The organism is Streptomyces bicolor (genome assembly GCF_000719285.1).
Lineage (GTDB): Bacteria > Actinomycetota > Actinomycetes > Streptomycetales > Streptomycetaceae > Streptomyces > Streptomyces bicolor.
Genome location: NZ_JOFS01000002.1, coordinates 80,427 through 95,302, shown reverse-complemented (window position 1 = coordinate 95,302; position 14,876 = coordinate 80,427). Strand labels below are relative to the sequence as shown.

At 71.4% G+C, this 14,876-nt stretch carries 13 protein-coding genes, 1 tRNA gene and 1 pseudogene; 5 read left to right on the top strand and 10 right to left on the bottom strand.

Translation table 11 applies throughout. The features are described from left to right. Nucleotides 1–107: 107 nt before the first annotated feature. From IF78_RS0102565 to IF78_RS0102555, 3 genes are read right to left on the bottom strand one after another with little or no spacing between them, the layout of a single operon-like run. Nucleotides 108–491, bottom strand: coding sequence for a type II toxin-antitoxin system death-on-curing family toxin (locus IF78_RS0102565; protein ID WP_031478309.1), 384 nt, complete (start codon nucleotides 489–491; stop codon nucleotides 108–110). After that, a complete protein-coding gene (locus tag IF78_RS0102560) occupies nucleotides 492–689 on the bottom strand; it encodes an Arc family DNA-binding protein (protein ID WP_031478308.1) in 198 nt (65 codons plus the stop codon). Nucleotides 690–738: 49 nt separating this feature from the next. Further along, the gene (locus IF78_RS0102555) at nucleotides 739–2,187 is read right to left on the bottom strand and encodes an MFS transporter (RefSeq protein ID WP_031478306.1); all 1,449 of its coding nucleotides are present in this window, start codon (nucleotides 2,185–2,187) and stop codon (nucleotides 739–741) included. A gap of 211 nt (nucleotides 2,188–2,398) precedes the next feature. On the opposite strand from IF78_RS0102555, the gene IF78_RS0102550 reads away from it, so the two are divergent. The 5 genes from IF78_RS0102550 to IF78_RS0102530 all read left to right on the top strand — a co-directional run bounded on the left by IF78_RS0102550 (nucleotide 2,399) and on the right by IF78_RS0102530 (nucleotide 7,137). Then, nucleotides 2,399–2,470: transfer RNA gene (locus IF78_RS0102550), tRNA-Cys, on the top strand. A 272-nt stretch (nucleotides 2,471–2,742) separates the two neighbouring features. Beyond that, a complete protein-coding gene (locus IF78_RS0102545; protein ID WP_051827468.1) occupies nucleotides 2,743–4,377 on the top strand; it encodes an alpha/beta hydrolase in 1,635 nt (544 codons plus the stop codon). Between the two features lie 18 nt (nucleotides 4,378–4,395). Further along, complete coding sequence (locus tag IF78_RS44845; protein WP_051827467.1) at nucleotides 4,396–4,947, top strand: hypothetical protein; 552 nt, start codon at nucleotides 4,396–4,398, stop codon at nucleotides 4,945–4,947. A gap of 52 nt (nucleotides 4,948–4,999) precedes the next feature. Beyond that, nucleotides 5,000–5,758, top strand: a complete 759-nt coding sequence (locus IF78_RS0102535) for a type VII secretion target (protein ID WP_078662280.1) — start codon at nucleotides 5,000–5,002, stop codon at nucleotides 5,756–5,758. A 140-nt stretch (nucleotides 5,759–5,898) separates the two neighbouring features. Beyond that, nucleotides 5,899–7,137, top strand: coding sequence for an LPXTG cell wall anchor domain-containing protein (locus tag IF78_RS0102530; RefSeq protein WP_031478300.1), 1,239 nt, complete (start codon nucleotides 5,899–5,901; stop codon nucleotides 7,135–7,137). A gap of 63 nt (nucleotides 7,138–7,200) precedes the next feature. Here IF78_RS0102530 and IF78_RS0102525 read toward each other — a convergent pair whose 3' ends face one another. The 7 genes and pseudogenes from IF78_RS0102525 to IF78_RS0102495 all read right to left on the bottom strand — a co-directional run bounded on the left by IF78_RS0102525 (nucleotide 7,201) and on the right by IF78_RS0102495 (nucleotide 14,688). Further along, complete coding sequence (locus IF78_RS0102525; protein ID WP_031478299.1) at nucleotides 7,201–7,689, bottom strand: GNAT family N-acetyltransferase; 489 nt, start codon at nucleotides 7,687–7,689, stop codon at nucleotides 7,201–7,203. 20 nt (nucleotides 7,690–7,709) lie between these two features. Beyond that, nucleotides 7,710–8,915, bottom strand: a complete 1,206-nt coding sequence (locus IF78_RS0102520; RefSeq protein WP_031478297.1) for an SUKH-4 family immunity protein — start codon at nucleotides 8,913–8,915, stop codon at nucleotides 7,710–7,712. A gap of 330 nt (nucleotides 8,916–9,245) precedes the next feature. Beyond that, a pseudogene (locus IF78_RS0102515) lies at nucleotides 9,246–9,677 on the bottom strand (phosphotransferase); the annotation flags it as partial. A 34-nt stretch (nucleotides 9,678–9,711) separates the two neighbouring features. Further along, nucleotides 9,712–9,834 (bottom strand): hypothetical protein, encoded by a 123-nt coding sequence (locus IF78_RS50355; protein WP_004000885.1) that lies wholly within the window; start codon nucleotides 9,832–9,834, stop codon nucleotides 9,712–9,714. Next, complete coding sequence (locus tag IF78_RS0102505) at nucleotides 9,831–12,140, bottom strand: xanthine dehydrogenase family protein molybdopterin-binding subunit (RefSeq protein WP_031478293.1); 2,310 nt, start codon at nucleotides 12,138–12,140, stop codon at nucleotides 9,831–9,833. Before IF78_RS0102505 ends, IF78_RS50355 begins: the two co-directional genes overlap by 4 nt. After that, nucleotides 12,137–13,798: a 2Fe-2S iron-sulfur cluster-binding protein gene (locus IF78_RS0102500; protein WP_031478292.1), complete on the bottom strand. Its 1,662-nt coding sequence runs from the start codon at nucleotides 13,796–13,798 to the stop codon at nucleotides 12,137–12,139. The genes IF78_RS0102505 and IF78_RS0102500 overlap by 4 nt, the downstream gene beginning before the upstream one ends. Continuing rightward, nucleotides 13,795–14,688 carry an FAD binding domain-containing protein gene (locus tag IF78_RS0102495; RefSeq protein WP_031478291.1) on the bottom strand — a complete coding sequence of 298 codons (894 nt, stop codon included), beginning with the start codon at nucleotides 14,686–14,688 and terminating at the stop codon, nucleotides 13,795–13,797. The genes IF78_RS0102500 and IF78_RS0102495 overlap by 4 nt, the downstream gene beginning before the upstream one ends. Nucleotides 14,689–14,876: the final 188 nt, after the last annotated feature.

Sequence of the window (14,876 nt, the reverse complement as noted above, 5' to 3'; positions counted from 1 at the left end):
TAGGGGGTCGGGCGGCTCGGCTACGTATGACAACCGGGCCACCCTACCGGCGGGCCGGCGGTGTCAACGCGCGGACTATGCCGAGTCACCCAGGGATGGGACTCAGCTCACATCGCCTCATGGAGCGCCCTCAGACGCCGAGCGATCATCCCCACATCCTCCAAGCCGCCGGACGCCACTTCGACGACGAGTTTGTACGCCTCGTCCTGATCGACGCCGACCATCTCACTTCCGTTGAAGTCGAGGAACACGACCGTGGACATCCACGCCATGCGCTTGTTGCCGTCCACCAGGGGGTGATTGACGGCGAGCGACTGAAGCAACGCGGCGGCCTTCTCGAACAAGTCGGTGTACGCCTCGACACCGAACATCTGGGACTGGGGACGATGGACGGCGGAGCTGAGCAGCCCCAGGTCACGCACCGCGACCTGCTGCCCCCCGCACGCCAGCTCCGCCAGGTCCAGGACCTCCTGGACCGTGAGGTACTTCATCTACTCCCCCAGCCTCCGCAGCAGGTCGGCGTGAGCCGCTGCGTACTTCGCCCCGAGACGGCGCACCGTGGCGCGGTCCGCCTCCTGCTCCAGATACCTGTCGATCGCCTGAAGCACTATGGCGTGCATGCTGCGTCCCTCCTCCTCGGCCCGCAGCTTCAGAGCTTCCTGCTGGTCGTCACGCAGACGAAGGTTCATAGCCATACCGAAACGGTACCACTCATGGGGCCATCGTGGTACCGAATGGTCATCTGGTCCGCAACCGCGTAGTCACCCAGGCCCCTACCAACGCCACCCCCGCCATCGGCAGGAACACCGCCGCGAACGCCGCCGGATGCGACCCGGACGCCGCCGTGGCCGTATGGCTCACCGCACCCCCGCCCAGCGCGGCGAAGGCCGCGCCGCCCGCGGCCAGCAGGATCACGTTGGAGAGGGCATCGGAGATCTGCAGGGCGGCGGAGTTGGTGCCGGCCTCCTCCGGAGCGGAGAGCTGGAGCAGGAGCACGCTGCTGGAGGCGATCACCAGCCCCATCCCGAAGCAGCCGAACGCCCACGCAACGGCGAGGGTCCAGGCGGGCACCGAGTCGATCAGCACACTCGGCGCGGCGGCGATGGAAGCCGCCACCAGCACCATCCCCACCGTCATCAGACGCTCCCGGTACGGCTCCACCCGCGGCCGCGACTGCACCCACGACCCCAGCGCCCACGTCACGCCACCGGCCGCGAGCGAGAACCCGGCGAGCGTCGGCGACAGCCCCCGCTGGGTGACCAGCATCAGCGGCACGAAGGACTCGGCGGCGATGAAGGACCCCGCGGCGACGCCGCGCAACAGCACCACGGACGGCAGCCCGCGCGCCGCCCGGTACGTGCCGCGCGGGAGCAGCCCGAGCACGGCCGGCACGAGGAACGCGGCACCGACGGCGCCGGGGAGGAGGGAGAGCCACCGCAGGTCCTGGGCGGCGTACTGGAGCAACCCCGCGCCGAGGGAGATGCCGAGGGCGAGCCGGATGCGCCGCCGGTCGAAGGAGGCGCTGCCGGCCGAGTCATCGAGCGGTCCCCCCGCTCGGCGCCGTATCTGCGGCAGCGCGAGCGCGAGCGGAAAGACGACGAGCACCGGAATCCCGACGAACACCCAGCGCCACCCCAGATGCTCGGTCACCGCCCCGGAGGCCAGCGGCCCCACGATCGACGGCACGACCCAGCTCGCCGCGAACGCCGCCATGATCGCCGGCCGGAGCCGCTCCGGATAGGCCCGCCCCACGACGACGTACAAGGCGACGATCACCAGCCCGCCCCCGAACCCCTGCACGGCCCGCCCGAGAATGAACAGCCACATGACCCCGGCGGTCCCCGACAGCAGCAACCCGGCCCCGAAGGCGGCGATCCCGCTCGTCAGCGCCCCCAGCGGCCCCCGCCGGTCCGACCACTGTCCCGCGAGCACCATCCCGAACAGACTGGTGGTGAAGTACCCCGAGAACGCGAAGGCGTACAACGACACCCCGTCCAGCTCCCGCGCGGCGACCGGCATGGCCGTCCCGACGGCGGTCGCCTCGAAGGCGATGAGCAGCACGACGGAGACGATCCCGATACTGAGGGCCCGATAGGACCGGCTCAGCACGCTCACCCCGGACCCGTCGCCCGAGGAGACATCGGCTCTCTTCGCCACATCGGCGTCACGCGGCTCAAGGACACTCATGCACGCCAGCGTAAGGGCCACAACCGACTTTTACCCCTGTCGAGAGACGGCCCCGCGCTGGGACCTTGGTCGTACGACCGCCGCGTTTCATGAACGCGGTGTGGCAGTCCCGTTGCAGGGCCGACGATTCCCTTGAGCGGCCCACCCGCCGGCCCGTACGTTCAATGCACCGACCAAGCCCGATCAAGCTCGATCCACCGGACTTGTCGACGGCCGTGTGCCCGAGTGGTTCAGGGGCTCGCCTGCAAAGCGAGTTACGTGGGTTCGAATCCCGCCACGGCCTCTCATCAATGCGCGCAGGTGTGCCCGAGTGGTTCAGGGGCTCGCCTGCACTGCACCCATCAGCGAGCTCCGCTCGCGGGGAGTTACGCGGGTTCGAATCCCGCCACGGCCTCCCCTTCCATCTCCCCTTCCCGGGCACGCTTCTGAGTATCTCGACTCATCCCCTGTGCTCACATGCCCGCTAACATGATCGCGTTCAGCTGATGATCAGTTATATAAGTTCAAATCGGGCATATCGGGGGAGTTGGCGTGGCGTCAGATTTCGCACGCTTGATGAAGCAGGACTTTTCGGACTTCGAGGGCGCGGCCAAGGCGTGGGAGAAGCTCGGCGGCACGATGGAGTCCCTGCAGCAGCGACACCGGCGTAACGTCACGGGTCCGCTGCACGGCCAATGGACGGGCAAGGACGCGGATTCCGCACTCTTCTACCTCGAGGACGTCGAGTCCCGTATCGGCATCGCCCGCACCGAGGCCGTGACCATCGCGGAGGTCATGGACGAGACCCGCTTCCGGATGGAGCAGGCGCAGAACGCTCTGCGCAACGCGGTTCGCAGGGCCGAGGAGAACGGCTACGCGGTCGACGACGAGGGCAACGTCACCGACGCCAGCCTCCCCACCGATCAGGGAGCGCGGCACGACCCGGACTACCAGGACCTCGTTCGCGAGCGCAGCGGCCCGCTCGGTGAGTACCGGCAGTGGATAGACCAGGCCCTCAAGGACGCCCGTGAAGCCAGCGACCAGGGAACCAAGGCCCTGTCCGGGCTGAACGGCGACATCATGGACCGCTTCCGGGCCGGGGCGGTCGACGAGTCCGGCGACGACGCGAAGGCCGCCATGAAGGCCCTCGGCATCCAGGGGCCGCAGATACCGGAAGACCCCAAGGACGCCGCCAAGTGGTGGGACGCGCTGAGCCCGACGGAACAGCGCGAGTACATGACCATGTACCCGAAGGAGATCGGGTCGACGAATGGCCTCCCCTCCTTCGTACGGAACGAAGCCAACCGCATCGCCCTGGACCAGGAGTACGACGCGCTGGTGAACGGTGACGCCCGCGCGGAGAACCCCGGCGCGAGCAACGACGAGCTCAACAACCGGCAGAACCAGCTGGCGTTGCTCCGCGACGAGCTGGAAAAGAACGACGGCCAGACCGAGGAGAGAAAGCAGCTCTATCTGCTCGACTTCGACGGCAGCGGCAACGGCAGGGCCGTCATCGCGATGGGCAACCCGGACACGGCCGCGCACACCGCCATCCAGGTTCCGGGCACCGACACCACGATGGACAGCGTCCCCGGCCAGTTGGGCCGCATCGGTGACCTGCAGGATTCCGCGTACGCCGATGGCAAGCCGAACGGAGACGTCTCCACCATCTTCTGGCTGGGTTACGACGCACCTGAGTTCGAGAACGGCATGGGACTGGCCGGCGGCGGTGTGACCGACGAGGACAGGGCCCAGGAGGCGGCTCCGCGGCTGCGGGACTTCGTCCAAGGGGTCCGGGCCTCGCACGAGGGAGAGCCCTCCCACCTGACCGTGCTTGGGCACAGCTATGGATCCACCGTGGTCGGCAACGCGGCGTCCATGGACGGTGGCCTGGGCGCGGACGACATCGTGGCTGTCGGCAGTCCCGGTATGCACGTCAACAAGGCCGAGGACCTCAACATCGACCCCGACCACGTCTGGATCGGAACGTCCCAGGGCGACGGCGTCGCCAACGGGTTCGCCGACTTCAACCTCGGCGACAACCCCACCGAGGAGCCCTTCGGAGGCAACAACTTCAAGGTCGACCACAACGGCGGGCACAGCGATTACTGGAAGGGCGACGCCCTGACCAACCAAGGCCTGATCATCGCCGGCAGGCAGCCGGAGACAGAGCCCAAGCAGGACAACGACATACCGATGGTGCCCTGGTAGACCGCGATGAGGAAGACGATGATGATCACTATCCGCACACCTCTGTGCGCGCTCGGCGCCTTGCTCCTGTTCGCGGTCACGGCCTGCGGATCCGACGGTGGCAGGGACATCAACGATCCACTGCCCCGCAAGACGCGGGACGCCGCACTGGGGCTCGCCCGCGATTTCACCGAGCAAATGGCGGGCCCTGCCGACGTGAAGCTCAAGCCCAAAGAAGAAATCGTCCACTTCTACGACTGTGTCGGCGAGCATGACGAAGTCGCGGACGACGGCCGTTTCTACCTCAGGTACCGCGTAAGGGCGGACCTTCCGCGCGATCAGCACATCCAGACTGTGAGAAAGCTCCGCAAGGCCCTCGAGAAGCAGGGATTCAAGGATCTCGGTGGCAACGAGCGGCCGGGCGACGAGCGCCCCATCATCTGGAACTTCGAGGCCGAGGACGGAGGCGAGTGGTACGACCTCGACGTGCACAGCCTGGACGGTGCGCAGGGCAAGGAACCCGACGAACTGCAATTCAGTGTCGACACCACCTGCTTCCTCCCACCCGGTGTGAAACAGCAGAAGTTCTAGCACCGGCCCGCGCTCGGTCCAATATCTCTCCCTCAGGAAGGAAAACCACTCCATGGCAGGGAATTTGACGGTCAGCCCCAACGAGCTGCGCGGCTCGGCAGGTGCGGCCGACGGCATAGCCGATGACATGAAGGAGCCGTCGGACAAGGCGGTCAAGGAGGCGGCGACGGCCGGCTCCACGATGACGGGATGGTCGATAGGCCCGGCCCTCCAGGAAATCTCCAGCAGTTGGGGCAAGGCTCTGAAGGGGCTCCACGACCGTACGAAGGCGGGCGCGACCAACCTGCGCAAGTCCGCGGACGGTCACGAGTGGAACGACGACCTGGTCTCCCAGGACTTCGAGAAGCTGGGCCTGCAGACCGCGTCGGCGAGGGGAGTCGGGGTCGGGGTCATGTCGGCCCCCATGGCGGGCGGCGGTGCGGTGGGATCGGGTCCGTACCCCAACACCGGCCTCGACCCCAGGTTCCCGGGCAGCGTCGGCGGGGACGTGCGCCCGCTGGGCCCGCATCCGGTCGACAACGGCATCACCCCGTTCGACCGGGGATTCCAGCCACCCGTCGCGCGGGACCCGGGCTTCGCGTCCCCGTTCCCGGGAGAGAACATCCAGGGCGGGCCCCATCTGCTTCCGGACGGTCAGCGCACTCCGATCGACGAGTCTCCGACGCATCAGTTCCCCGAGCCCGACTCGACTGATCTGCCGGCTCCCGGGGAGCAGCGTCCGGCGGGGCCCACGGTCGGGCAGGAGGGCAGTACTCCGGGCGAGCCGGAGATAGGGACGCGGCCGACTCCCGGGGCGAATCCGTTCGGCTGACCTCCCTGGCTGCTTCGTGGGTGCGGTCACAGGATCTCCCCAAACGGCGGCACAACCCTGGGCACCCTCCGGCTGTCCAGAACATGACTGGAAGGAAAACTCCAGTCGCCGTGCTTCTGTCCCGACGAGGAGATCCATCCGTGCGCCAGCGCATCCGCCCCTCGCACATCCGTCACTCGGCGGCCCTCGTGGCCGCCGCCGCGGTCGTCGCGGCCGTTCCCGTGGCCGTCGCGCCCTCGGCGTTCGCCGAGGAGGGCGAGCCCTCCCTGGTGATCTCGAATCTGCCGGGTACGTCTCCCAAACCCGGTGAGGTGTACGACGAGTCCGTCGTCGTCACCAACAAGGGCACCGCGGCCGCGGACGGCGTCACCTTCCGGGTCCGGCTGACCCGGGGGCTCGACTTCCCCGAGGCCGTGCAGGGCTGCACCTACTCGACCATCGAGGACCAGGTCAGGCAGGCGCTCTGCGAACTCGACACGGTCATCGAACCCGGCGCGTCCATCGAGACGCCCGTGCGGTTCAAGGCGCTGCCCAACGCGCTGATGGAGGCCATCGAGTACGGCACCGGCCCGACCGGCGAGGCCCCGGGCGAGGGATTCGGCGACAGTCACCGGCGGCTGACCCTGACCGCGGACAACTCCGCCGACCTCGTCGCCGTCGGTGACGACACCGAGGCGCTCGCGGGCGACAAGCAGTCCGTCACGGCGACGCTCCGCAACGACGGACCCGGCTGGATCCAGAACCAGGAGAGCGACGACCAGACGGCGCTCATGGTGCAGATCCCGCCGGGCACGGTCGCCGCCGAAGTGCCCGAGGAATGCGCGCCGTTCGGGATCGACGGCCCGTCCGGGCCCGGTGGGACGCCGCGCAAGGCCAAGTACGTCTGCTGGCCCGCCGACCACACCATCGACGTCGGCGAGTCCCTCTCCTTCACCTTCATGCTGGAGATCAAGGACGACGCGAAGACCACCACCGGTGAGGTGAAGGCGACCTCCGTCTACGACATCCACCCGGCCTTCGACAAGAACCCCGCCAACGACAAGGCCCAGATCCGCATCGCCATCCCCACCGACTACGAACCCGGCCCCTCCCCCTCCGGCGGCTCCGGCACCGGCGGCGGCTCGACGGACGGCGGGAACGGCAACGACCCCGACGGCCAGTCCACCGGCGGCACGGGCAGCACCGGCTCCACCTCGTCCGGCACCTCGGCTGGCGCCACGACCGGCGGCTCCGGAACCGGCTCCGTCGACGGCAACCTCGCCAGCACCGGTTCCGACGGCACCCCGCTCATCGCCGGCGCCGCAGCCGCCACGGCGGCCCTCGGCGGCGTCCTGGTCATCGCCGTACGCCGTCGCCGCGCGAGCGCCGAGTCCTCCTGACGGCACGCGTCCCTGAGGCCCTCCCGGTACAGCTGCCCGTCGGGCGGATGTGCCCGACCGGTCTCAGGGACGCGGTGTCGCCCTCGCGACATGCGTCTGGAGCAGTCGCGGCGAGTTTTCGAAGCCCTGACGGGCATACGCGGGGATCGCCCGGGGCGAGGAGTGGACGGTGACCCGCTCCAGTCCGAGGTCCCTCGCCCTGGCCAGCGTCTCGGTGATCAGCCGGCCGCCCAGCCCCGCGTCGCGCGACTCGGGGACGACGTACACGCACTGGAGGTCACCGGACGCCCGGTGCAGCGCGTGCGGCGTCGGGACACGGTGGACTACGGCCAGCCAGGCCATGCCAATGATCCCCAGGCCACCGCTGACGAGGACCATGCAGCGGTGCGAGGAGACGTTCCGCTCGGCCCAGGCGACGAAGTGGCGTACGAAGTCCTCGCGGTCGACGGCCGTCGGTGCGGTGCCGTCGTTCTCGAGGATCCATTGCCACCGCAGTTCCGCGACGGTCGACAACTCCCCCGGTTCAGCGGGGCGGACGATCACGTCGTCCACGTGGGCATCGTCGATCAGGCTCACCGCCCGCCGCCCACCGACTCCAGCACCCCGCTCGCCGTGTCCTGGAACACCTCCGTCCAGTAGTGCCGGCCGTCCCTGCCCGCCGCGGCGACGCCGGTCGGGTCGACCGTCGACAGGACCTGGAGCATCGTCATGGCCAGTTGGTCGTAGGTGTCGGTCGTCAGCTCGTGGCCCGACTCCGCGTCGATCGCCTGCTCGCGGTGGAGCAGCCAGAGCGTGAAGGCGAGGGTCGAGACGTCGGTGTTCAGGGGGAACAGCCTCGCCTCGGGCTCGTTCCAGTTCAGGACCGCGCCCGTCGCGCCGTCGACGACCAGGCTGTTGTCCTCGTCGAGGCGGCCGAGGCGTATCAAGTGGTCGGCGCGGTAGGGGAGTTCTGCCGAAGGGTCGACGTCGGCGTAGTGCTCGGTCAGCGTCGGCAGAGGGACGTCCGTGTCGAGGTCCAGGGAGAAAAGGTGGGCGCCCTCCGGCAGCCCGATCTCGCGCAGGAAACGGCGGGTCGGCTCGTGGGTGAGCGTGGCGGGGAAGTCGACCTCCTCGAAGCGCACCACCTTGCGCGGGCCGAACTCCTGGTCCAGGAGGCGCCGCGGCAGGTCCAGGGCGAGGCCCGACTCTCCGGCCCGGCCCGCCACGAGCGCGAGCGGGCGGATCAGGGCCGCCATCTTCCAGAACGGCGCCGGCCGGCCGTCCGTGCCCTCCTCGAACACCGCCAGCAGGTGCCGGGACGCCTCCGCGACCGCCTTCGGGCCGTAGCGGCCGACATGGGAGGCGAACTGGCCGCGCAGGCCCGCCAGTTCGTCCGTGGCCTCCGCGAAGCGGACCAGTGTGCGCAGTGACGGGGCCAGCGGGCGGCGGTCCATCAGGTCGGGGCGGTCGTGCAGGAAGTGCGTCGTCGAGATCTCGCCCGTCGTGCCGTCCAGCAGGACCGACTCCGTCGTCAGGGCGCCGGGGCCCAGCAGTCCGCCTATCACCAACTGGTCCCGCAGCTCCGCGGCCAGCCGGTCGACCGGGCCTCCCGTCGAGTCGGCCACCGTCCGCAGGCCCTCGCGGCACAGTTCGGCGAAGCTCAACACGCCGCTGTCGCACGGCAGTCCGGGTCCCGTCAGCCATCGCCGCGTCGACGCGTGCGTGACGTACGGATCCAGCTCGGTCTCGGTCAGGACGATCGCCGTGTCACCGGCGTAGGTCGTAATGGTCGTGCTCATGAACTCCCCCGCATGTGCTCGCTCACAGCCCCCGGGCAGGACACAGCCGATCGGCCGACCCACCGGGCTCGGCGGCCGTCCCACTGCTCAGAACACTACGCGCCACCACTGACAACGCCCCGGACCAGCGACAACGCCGGACACGCCGCGAACGGCACCACCACCGGCAACTCTTCCGGGCCCACACCGCCACCGGCAACTCATTTGAGTGCGAGCCGCCTTGGACACCTCTCCCGCAGGGAAACCGCTCCCACAGGGAAACCACTCCCGCGGGAAAGCCGCTCCAGAGGAAACCGCTCCCCCGCAGAAACCGCTTCACCAGAGAAGACGTCAGACAACCCTCGCGCGTTCCCGCCCCGCCAGAATCGCCTCCACGGTCTCCCCCACGGTGAGCTCCGAGGAGTCCACCCACAGCCCGATCCGCGGCGTCCGCGACCGCAGCTCCCCGTCCAACCGCTCGACCGTCCAGGCCCCGTACCCCGTCTTCGCCCGCCCGGCCTCCCGCGCCGCCACGGCCGCGGCGCTCGGCGCCAGGACGACCACGTACAGCGGACGCGTGCGCACCAGCCGTACGTACTCCGCCAGGTCCGCGCCCAGCACCACGTCCTGCACGACCGCGGTGGACCCGGCCTCCGCGTACGCGTCCGCCGTCGCCGCCGACAGCCGGTACCGCAGCCGGAGCTGGGCCTCGCCCTCGCCCCCGGCGCCAGGTTCGTACTCCTCGCGTCCAGAGACGATCATGCGCCGGAAGACGTCCCGGCCGCCATGACCCCGGTGAGGAGCACGACCCCGCGCATCACGTGAGGTACACGCCGCCCAGGACGACGGCGATCGCGGCAAGCAGGAACAGCAGGATCCACAGCGCCGGCCTGCCCACGCCGGGGGCGGGTTCGTAGCGCGGCGGATCCGGCTCGGTCACTGCCCCGTCACCACCGCCGCCTGCGGCCGGATCGGCAGGCGGTTCACCGGGCGGCCCGTCGCCGCGCGCACGGCCGACGCGACCGCCGCCGGCGAGGTCACCACCGGCACCGCGCTCACCGCCTTCGCGCCGAACGGCGCGACCACGTCCCGCTCCTCGACCAGCTTCACGATCCGGATGTCGGGGGCGTCCAGGGCCGTCGGCAGCGAGTAGCCCGTCAGGTCCGGGTGGCGGATCAGACCGCGCGCGGAGCGCAGGTTCTCCGTGAGCGCTATGCCGACGCCCTGGGTCACGCCCGCCTCGATGCGCGCCTCCAGCTGGGCCGGGTTCAGCACCCGGCCGACGTCCTGGGCGAGCGCCAGCTCGACCACACGCACGGAGCCCAGCTCGATGTCGACGTCCACCACCGCGCGGATCGCGCAGAAGGCCATGCCGACGAAGGCGTCGCCCTGGCCGGTCTCGTTCAGCGGCTCGGTCGGATGCGGGCGGCACTGGGCCGTCGCCCACAGCTCCTTGCCGTCCAGCGCCTCGGTGACGGTGGTCGACAGGACGCCGTCGTACGACGTGATCTTGCCGTCGGTGATCTGGAGCAGCTCCGTGGACATGCCGAACTTGTGCGCCAGGGGCTGCAGCAGTTGCGTGCGGACCATCTTGGCGGCCCGTTCCACCGCGCCGCCCGACACCCAGGTGTGGCGGCCGCGGCAGCCCGCGCCCGCCGGGGGCTGGTCGGTGTCGACGGGCGCCACGTGCACCTCGTCGACGCCCAGCGTCTCCTGGACGATCTGCCGGGCGAGGGTGGTGAAGCCCTGGCCCGTCTCGACGGCCGCGCAGAGCACCGTCGCGACGCCGTCGTGGACCTTCACCGTCGCCGTGGAGACCTCGTCCGCGCCCTCGGCGCCGAGCATGTGCACCATGCCCAGGCCGTAGCCGACGCCCCGCCGCACGGCACCCGGTTCGCCCGCGCCCTCGGGGCCGCCGGGCAGCAGCCACTCGTCCTCGGGTGTGTCCTTGGGGAGGGGCGGAAGCGGGTAGTCCCGTACGGCCTGCAAGAGCTCGGCCACGGGGGCCGGGCAGGTCACCGTCTGGCCCGTCGGGAGTACGTCGCCCGTCGCCATGGCGTTGCGCAGGCGCAGCTCCGCCGGGTCCACGCCGAGCTTCTTGGCCAGCTTGTCCATCTGCGCCTCGTAGGCGGCGCAGACCTGCATGGCGCCCTCGCCGCGTACATGACCGGAGGGCGGGTTGTTGGTGCGTACGGCCCAGCCCTCGATGAAGGCGTTCGGTACGACGTACGGGCCGCAGGCGAAGGCGACCGCGGCGGCCAGGGCGTCGGAGGACGTGTCGGCGTAGGCGCCCGCGTCCAGCAGGATCTGCGCCTCGACCTTGACCAGCTTGCCGTCGGCGTCCGCGTGGTGGCGGTACCGGAGCAGGGTGGGGTGGCGGTGGGTGTGGCCGAGGAAGGACTCCTCGCGCGTGGCCGTCAGCTTCACCGGGCAGCCGGTCTTCAGCGCCAGCAGTCCGAGCGGGAGCTGGAAGCCCTGGTCCTCGCGGTCGGCGGTGGCGCCCGGGACGCCGGTGACGACGACCTTGACGCGCTCGGGTTCCAGGCCGTAGCAGGCGGCGGCCCGGTCGCGGTCGGTGTGCGGGTCGGTCGAGGCCAGGTAGAGCTCCACGCCGCCGTCGGGGCGCGGTACCGCGAGGCCCGCCTCGGCGCCGATGGGGGCCGGGTCCTGGCGGCCGATGCGGTACAGGCCCTCCACGACGATGTCGCCGGCCGCGTCGGGGTCGCCGTGGCGCAGCGGGATGTGGCGGATCAGGTTGCCGTCGGGGTGCAGCGGCTCCGCCTCGAAGGCCTGCTCGGGGTCGGTCACCGGGTCGAGCACCTCGTACTCGACGATGACGGCAGCGGCGGCCAGGCGCGCGGTGTCGGGGTGGTCGGCGGCGACGGCGGCGATGGGCTCGCCGTGGTGGCGTACGACCTCGGAGGCGAAGACCGGGCGGTCGGCCTTGCCGCGGCCGAACAGCGGGCTGCCCGGCACGTCCTCGTGGGTGACGACGGCCCGTACGCCGGGCATCTCACGCGCGTGGGACGTGTCGATGGACGTGATGCGCGCGTGCGGGTGCGGCGAGCGCAGTACGGCAGCCCACAGCAGGCCCTCGGCCCACAGGTCGGCCGCGTACGGGAAGGTGCCCTCGGTCTTGGCGCGGGCGTCGGCGGCCGGCAGGGAGGCGCCGATGCCGTGCGGGATCGGCTCGGGGGCGGGTGCTGCCTCCGCGGCTGTGGTCGCGGTGGCGGCTTCGTTGCTCACGCCTGGCCTCCGTCCTGGCCGTACGCCTGGTCATGCGGTCCCGCAGGCCTCGGGTTCATGGCCCCGGGCGCCTCGAACGCCGACGGGTTGACCCCGCCGGCCCCCGGGCCCGCCTGGTGAGGGATACGCGGCTCGTCGCCGTCCTGTTCGGGCTCGTCGGCCGCCGTCTGCGCCGCGCGCTCGGCGACGACCTCCTTGACGGCGTCCACCACGCCCCGGTAACCGGAGCAGCGGCACAGGTTGCCGCACAGAGCCTGGCGGGTCTCCAGCTCGGTGGGCGCCGGGTTGCCCTCCAGCAGGTCGTGCACGGTCATCGCCATGCCCGGCACGCAGAAGCCGCACTGCACGGCGCCGCACCGCGCGAGCGCGCGCTGCACGTCCGACGGCTGCCCGTCCTCGGCGAGGCCCTCGACCGTGCGGACCTCGGCGCCGGCGGCGGTCACGGCGGGCACCAGGCAGGAGGCGACGAGCCGTCCGTCGACCTGCACGTTGCAGGCGCCGCACTCGCCCTGCGAGCAGCCGTCCTTGGCACCCGCGAGACCGAGCCGCTCGCGCAGCACGTAGAGCAGCGACTCGCCGATCCAGGCATCCGAGACGGGCCGGTCGACGCCGTTGACGCGCAGGACGTAGGAAGCGAGGGGGTGTTCCTCACCGGGGGGCGGCGGCGCGTCGTCGGAGGCGGCGGCCTGCGTGGGTTCCGCGGCGGTCTCGGGGCCGGAGTCGCCCTCGGCCGGGGTGGGCTCGGCGGGATCCTCTGCGGGGCGCTCGGCGGCCTCTGGGGCGCCTTGGGCGTCTGTGGCGGCCTCGCCGGGCGCGCCCGGCTCACGAGCGGCCTGCGGGGGCCGTGATGCGGCTTCGACGGAGATCTCGGCCGGCCGCTCGGAGGCGGGCGCGGCGGAACCGGGCACGCGTGCGTGTGCGTCCGGCCCGGGCGCGGCCTCGGCGGGCTGCTCATGCGGGTTCGGGTCGGGCTGTTCGGCGGCTACGGCGGACTGGTCGTCGGCATGCGCTCCGTGCTGCCCGGGCGCGTGCCCGGACCCGGCCGTCTCCTCGGTCAGCGCGGCGGCCTGCTGGCCCCACGGCTGCCCCGTGGCCTGCGTCGCCCACGGTGCGGGTGCGCCGCCCGGCAGGGTGGCCGGAGGGGTTCCGCCCCACTGCTCGACCAGCGACGATGTCGTGAACTCGCCTGATTCGTCCGGAAGGTCACCGTCGGCGACGGGAATCGACCACTGTCCGGTGACGTCCTGACCGGGACCCGCGGCGACATCGTGGCCCGGCTGACCCGCCGCGGTCTCCGAGAAGTTCCACTGCTGGGTGGCCCCGGGGTGGTACGCGAACTGGTCGCCGCCCGTGTCCTGCGGGGCGGCGTTCGGGTCGGGCCACTGGGCGCCCTCGGCGGGCGCGCCCGCGACCGGCCAGCCACCGGCGGCCGCGGGGTCGGTGCCCGCGGCCGAGCCGGGCGCGAACGTTATCTGCGGCGGCACATACCCGTGCCCGGGCGCGGCGAGCGGGCTGTCGGAGGAGGCCAGGAGGGCGTCGATGCCCCCTTCGGGGAGCTTGACGAAGGCGGTGGCGCCGTCGTCGTACTCGCCCTGGGGCAGCGGGTCCCAACGGCCCGCGCCCTGAGGCGTGCTCTCTCCGTGCTGGTCGTCGGTCACGACAGCGCCCTCCCGAGTGCTCGTCGGGCCAGCGCGGCGACGGTGCGCCGCAGGTGCAGTACGGCGGGCGGATGCTGGGTCACGGAGCCGTCCTCGGCCGGGACCGGATCGGGGATGCAGGCCGCGGCGACGTACTCCCCGAAGGCGTGCAGCGCCTCGGGGACGATCGCGCGGCTGTTGTCCCAGTCGATCAGCTGGGCGACCCAGTGCTCGGCCTCCAGGGGCCGCAGCGGCATCGGCGCTATGGCACCCACGGCGCACCTGACTCCGCGCCGCGCGGGGTCGAGGACGACGGCGACGGACGCCATCGAACGCCCCGGGCCGGTGCGGCCGGTGGCCTTGAGGAAGACCTGCGGGGCGTGCAGCAGCGGCACGCGCACGTAGCCGATGAGTTCGCCGGCGCGCAGCATCTCCATGCCGGCCAGCAGATGCGACACCGGGATCTCCCGGCGGGCTCCGCCCGGGCCCGCGATGATCAGGGTCGCTTCGAGGGCGGCGAGGACCGGCAGCGCGTCACCGTTCGGGGAGGCCGAGGCGATGTTGCCGCCGAGGGTGCCCGCGTTGCGGATCTGCGGCGGGCCCGCGGCACGGGCGGCGGCCGCGAGCGCCGGGATCAGCGCGGCGAAGTCGGGGCGGCCCATACGCGCGTGCGTGAGGCCGGCTCCGAGCAGGGCGTGACCGTCCTGGTACTGCCAGCCGCGGATCTCGCTGATCCGGCCGAGGCCGACCAGCGCGGCGGGCCTGAGCTGTCCGGAGTTGACGGCGGCCATGAGGTCGGTGCCGCCCGCGACCGGTACGGCGGCGGGCATGGCGGTGAGTGCCGCCACGGCCTCGTCCAGCGTCGTGGGCAGCGTGACGGCCTGCGCCGTCTGCGGTGCGCTCGTGGTCAAACCGGCTGCCCCTTCCCGCTGCCCCACCTGGTCCCACCTGTGTTGCCGTACGGTACGTGCTGACAGGGCGGACGTGGCAACTCTGGCACATCTTCGCAGGACCCGAGGACGGGGGTCCGCTAGGAGGCATTCGCCCACCTCATCGCGTAGATGGTCCGTTTTCGTACGGCATCACCTGTGCGTTCCGA